The sequence below is a fragment of the Trebonia sp. genome, from assembly GCF_049794275.1.
Lineage (GTDB): Bacteria > Actinomycetota > Actinomycetes > Streptosporangiales > Streptosporangiaceae > Trebonia.
Genome location: NZ_JBARCR010000544.1, coordinates 1 through 5,077 on the forward strand (window position 1 = coordinate 1; position 5,077 = coordinate 5,077).

General features: G+C 69.9%; 5 protein-coding genes. All 5 read right to left on the reverse strand.

Annotated features, from left to right (window positions below; all coding sequences use genetic code 11):
- Window positions 1-217 (reverse strand): hypothetical protein (locus tag WA805_RS14915; protein WP_425238521.1); only part of this gene is annotated, 217 nt, incomplete at its 3' end.
- Window positions 218-349: 132 nt separating this feature from the next.
- Window positions 350-2,416, reverse strand: a complete 2,067-nt coding sequence (locus tag WA805_RS14920) for an acetoacetate--CoA ligase (protein WP_425242618.1) — start codon at window positions 2,414-2,416, stop codon at window positions 350-352.
- Between the two features lie 210 nt (window positions 2,417-2,626).
- Entirely contained in the window at window positions 2,627-3,346 is a 720-nt protein-coding gene (locus tag WA805_RS14925) for an HAD family hydrolase (RefSeq protein ID WP_422271645.1), read from the reverse strand.
- Between the two features lie 112 nt (window positions 3,347-3,458).
- Window positions 3,459-4,514 (reverse strand): site-specific integrase, encoded by a 1,056-nt coding sequence (locus WA805_RS14930; protein ID WP_425242619.1) that lies wholly within the window; start codon window positions 4,512-4,514, stop codon window positions 3,459-3,461.
- A gap of 109 nt (window positions 4,515-4,623) precedes the next feature.
- Window positions 4,624-5,077, reverse strand: a 454-nt coding sequence (locus WA805_RS14935) for a helix-turn-helix domain-containing protein (protein ID WP_425242620.1), incomplete at its 5' end; no start/stop codon positions are given.

A 5,077-nucleotide genomic window follows, 5' to 3' on the forward strand; every position in this document is an offset into this window, starting at 1 on the left:
CCGCGTGCCAGGCCGCGACCGCCGCCACGCGCTGCGGCCCGGCCGTGGTGAGGTCCTCTGTCTCCGCCAGCCGGTAGTACGCGGCGAGGAAGCCGGGCAGGTCGCCCACGGCCCGGCCGGGGTCACCCGGCGGGGCTACCTCACCGTTCCCGGCCGCCCACAGCGCCGCCGCTTCGGCGAGCACTGTCTGCCTGGAGTCGTCCGCGAGTTCCGGCATTGCCTCTCCACTCTCCTTTGAGTAAATGGGCATGCGGCAGCAGCCACGTCACCGTGGCTGCTGCTAGCGTGAGTTGCGCATTGCTATCAGTCAATAGCCGGTGCGCTCGGGCGCGTCCGGCTGCCCTCCTACTTACAGGGTAGTTCGCGGCGCGTATGCCTCGAGCACTTCCGGGTTGGCCAGCGCGCTCGGATCAGCGGCTTGCTCTACCGGTGTGCCCAGCAAAATCTTTCGCACCGGGATCTCCAGCTTCTTTCCTGACAGGGTCCGCGGCACGCCGGGCACCATGACCACCTCGTCGGGGACGTGCCGGGGTGACAGCTGCTGCCTGAGCGCGGCCTTCACCCGCTTTGTGAGGTCGTCGTCGAGCTTGTGGCCTGGCGCCAGCTGGATGAACAGCACCAGCCTGCCTTCTGCGCCGAGCCGGCCGGTGTCCACCACCAGGCTGTCTGCGACCTCGGGGAACGACTCGACGACGCGGTAGAACTCGCTGGTGCCCATCCGCACGCCGCCCCTGTTGAGCGTCGCGTCGGAGCGGCCGTAGATGATGCAGCCGCCGTCGGGCAGGATCTCGATCCAGTCGCCGTGCCGCCACACGCCGGGGAACTCCGCGAAGTAGCTGTCCCGGTATTTCTTGCCGCCGGTGTCGTTCCAGAACCGCACGGGCATCGACGGCATCGGCGTGGTCAGCACCAGCTCGCCGACCTGGCCGATGACGGCGTGACCGTGCTCGTCGAAGGCCTGCACGTCGGCCCCGAGGCTGCGGCCCGAGATCACGCCGGAGCGGACCGGCAGCAAGGGGCAGGACCCGACGAACCCGGTGCAAACGTCGGTGCCGCCGGACAGGGAGCCGAGCTGCACGGTTTCCTTGACCTTGCCGTAGACCCACGTGAAGGCCTCGGGCGGCAGCGGGGAGCCGGTCGAGCCGATGCCCCTCAGCTGCGAGAGGTCGTAGTCGTCTTTCGGCGTCAGGTCCGCCTTCTGGCAGGCCATCAGGTACGGTGCGCCGGCGCCCAGGTAGCTGAGCCGCTCGTCGGCGGCGAGCTGCCACAGCCGGTCCGTGGCCGGGAACGTGGCGCTGCCGTCGTAGACCGCGATCGTGGTGCCCGCCAGCAGCCCGCCGGCCAGGAAGTTCCACATCATCCAGCCGGTCGTGGTGTACCAGGTGAACCGGTCGCCCGGCTTCAGGTCCATGTGCAGCGCGAGCGCCTTGAGGTGCTCGAGCACGATGCCGCCGTGGCCGTGCACGATCGGCTTCGGCAGGCCCGTCGTGCCGCTGGAGTAGACGACCCACAGCGGGTGCTCGAACGGCACCTCCTCGAACTCGGGCTCGCCCTTGGTGCCCTGGGCGCCGTCGCCCAGGCCGGCCCAGCCGAGCCGCTGGACTCCCGCCGGGAGTTCGGGCGGGTTCACGTCCGCGGTGCCGAGCAGGCCAACCATGACCACGGCCTTGAGCGTGGGCAGCTGCGCGGCGATCTCGGCCACCACGCTGGTTCGCGGGTAGTCCTTGCCGTTGTAGGTGTAGCCGTCCACGGCCAGCAGCACGGCAGGCTCGATCTGCGCGAACCGGTCCACCACACTGCGGGTGCCGAAATCGGGCGAGCACGAGGACCAGATCGCGCCGATGCTGGCGGCGGCGAGCAGCCCGATCACCGCCTCGGGGATGTTCGGCAGCAGCGCCACGACGCGATCTCCCTTGGTCACGCCGAGGGCCCGCAGCCCGCGCGCGACCCTGGCCACTTCGGCGGCGAGCTCGGCGTAGCTGAGCTCGGCGGTGCCGCGGCGTTCTGACACGGCGATGATGGCCGGCCTGTCCGGGTCGGTCCACGCCGTGCGCAGCGCGTTCCGCGCGTAGTTCAGGGTCGCGTCAGGAAACCAGTGCACGTCGGGCATCGTGGTGCCGGTCAGGGCCGGGCCATCGCCGCGGTCGCCGAGGACGTCGAAGTAGTCCCAGATCGAGGTCCAGAACTCGCCTGGGTTCGCCACGGACCACTCCCACAGCCGCTGGTAAACGGCCGCAGGCGCGGCGCTGCCCGGTCCCGCCGGGGCCCCAGGGTTCCCGGCCTGGACCCCGCGGTCGGCCAGCCATCGCATGTAGTGGCTTATCCGGGCGTTCCTGACCGTCTCCGCGTCCGGCTCCCACAGCGTGGCACCGTATCCGTGCCCCGCGGGAGCGACGCTGCCCTCGTCGCTACTCATGGGAACCAGCATCGTTCCCCGGCCGTGTGCCGCGCAACGTGGCCCAGCCCACCCCACGCCCGGGGGTCGAGCGCCGGACCGCCCCCGACCGCCCGGGCCGCGAACGTGATGTGACATCGACCACGCTCTTTGGCCGGGCCGGGAAGGTGGAGAATGGGCCATCGTCCGCCATAGAAGGGGGTCGATGGGCCATCGACCACCTTCGCCCGGTCAGGCCGGGGCGGCGGTGAGAAAGGCGGTGAGGGCGGTGGGGTCAGTGAGGTCGGGGAGGACCGCGTCGGCGCCGGCGTCGCGGAGTTCGGCGCTGCTCGCGCGGCCGCTGGCCACCGCCAGCGACCTGGCGCCGCCGATCTTGGCGGCCTCCACATCGCGGGGCGAGTCCGCGACGTAGACCGTGGCCCGCTCGGTGAAGGCCACCTGGTACTTCTCCTCAGCCCGCTGGCGGGTGACGCGCAGCAGCGCGCCCTTCGGGTAGGGGTCGGACCCGGCGAAGCCGCCGACGGTCAGGTCTAGGTAACGGTCGAGGCCGAAGGCGCGAAGCTTGAGGGCCGCGTTCGGCCGGCTGGAACCGGTGAGCACCGACTGGACGACGTTCGGCAGCCTCGCGACGGCGGCCAGCGACTCCGCGGCGCCCGGCAGCAGCTGGCCCTGCGTGGTGAGCAGGTCCCTGCGGGCGGCCAGCGAGGTCGCCAGCTCCGCGCCGAACGGGGCGAGCAGCCGCTCGGACTCGTCGGGATCCCGCAGGCTCACGCCGTTCAGCGCGAGCGCGTCGAAGAAGACCTCCGGCTCGGTGCGCCCTGCCATCTGCGGCAACTGCACCAGCGGCCGACCGGTGATTGTCGCGAACGCCTCGGCGTAGGCCGCCCGGGTGACCTTCACGACGTCGACGAGCGTCAGGTCGATGTTCCACAGCACCAGCAGGTGAATCACTCGCCTTTGCGACGTGTCAGCCCATGTGGGGATGACGCTATCAGGCTTCCGGTGCAGGCCATGGCACAACTGCGGACGGCTGGGAGCCTATCCAGGGAGCCTGAGCCGGTTCTCATGACCCGCTTGCCTCGCCGAAAATCGCGTCCATCGCGGTCGCCGCGACGGTCACCTTGTCGGCGATCTGGTGCCGGTAGACGGTCTTGGTGATCGTCGAGTTGACGTGCCCCACGGCGTCGGCGATGTGCTCGATATCCACACCGGAGTCCGATAGCACCGACACGAACGTGTGGCGCAGCTCGCGGGGTATCCAGTTGCCGATGCCAGCCCGCTTGCAGATCACCTTGAAGTAGCGGGTGACATCCTGCGGCCAGCGCGGCGCCCCGGCACGGTCGGTGAACACGAGCCCCATGTCCCGCACGTCGTAGGCCGCGCCGACCTTGAGCTTCCACCGGGCCTGGTCCTTGCGCAGCTCGCGCAATGCTGCGGCGGCGAGGCGCGGCATCTGCATCGTGCGCCGGCTCTGCTCGGTCTTCAGGTCCTCGAGCACCAGGCGCCGTTTCCCGGTCTTCGGATCGGGCAGCGCCTTGAGGCACTTGCGGACGCGGATCACTCCCCGGTCGAAGTCGACGTCTTCCCAGCGCAGGCCGAGCAGTTCGCCCGGGCGGAGCCCGCACGTGAGGCCGACCGTGATGTATCCGCGCCAGAACGTGTTGAGCTTCGCCGCGAGCAGCGTGTTGACCTGGGCCAGGGTCATGGCCCGCGACTTGCGGCGCGTGCCGCTCGGCGGGTCGGCGAGCGCGGCGACGTTCCGGCCGATCTTCCCGTCGCGCTCGGCGCGCCGGATCGCCAGCCGCAAGAGCGCCCGGCACCGGTTGATCGTGTCCGAAGACATGCCCTCGGCCGCCAGGTCGTCGAGGCACCGCTCAACCTGGGTGACCGTCAGCCGGGCGAGCTTGGCCTTCCCCAGCCCCGCGATGATGTGGGCCGCCCGGTCCCTGTTGCCGCGGATCGTGAGCGGCGACTTCCACGACGACGGCGGGTGGGCCAGCAGGTCTTCCATGATGTGCCGGACGGTAAGGTCCTTCGGCGCTACCGACCCGGTGGTCTTCAGTTCGGCGCGTAGCGCATCGAGCTTGTCCTGAGCCTCTTCCGCAGTCTGCCCGAACACCTTCGGGCGCTGCCGTTTCCCCGCGTCATCTATATAGCTGACCTGGCCGACGTAGCACTTCGGCCTTTGTCGTAGAAGACCGTTCCCCCGCCGCGTCGCCCTCTTCCGGTCATCCGGGATCGCCTTCCTCCGAGGCTGCCGCGTGCCAGCCCCTCATAATCTCCAGGCTGTACCGGACGCGGGCCAGCTCACTCGATACTTCCGCGAGCCGGGCGCTGGTCGCGCCGTGAGCTTCCAGGGCAGCAGCCCGTTCCTTGCCGAGACGTCCCTGCTCCTCCTCAAGCTTGCGTATGTCCGCTTCGAGGGAACTGAGGTCGTCGCTCTCTTCGAGCAGCAGCTTTGGCTCGAGGAGCTGGGTAACGGGGACGCCGAAAAGGGCCGCGAGGTCGGCGAGTTCATTCACGCGCAGGGGCCGCTGCGCAGCCTCGATTTTGCCGACGGTGCTCTGCCCCCAGCTGTAGCCGAAGGTGGTATTCATGCCGTTTGCAACTTCCTGTTGCGACCATCCGCGCCCCGGGCGCAGCAGGGGGGTGGGCAAGACCCATCTGGCGGCGGCGTATGCC

Excerpts from the sequence above, each read along its gene's own strand:
- WA805_RS14920 (WP_425242618.1), bottom strand. The coding sequence starts at position 2,416 with ATGAGTAGCGACGAGGGCAGCGTCGCTCCCGCGGGGCACGGATACGGT.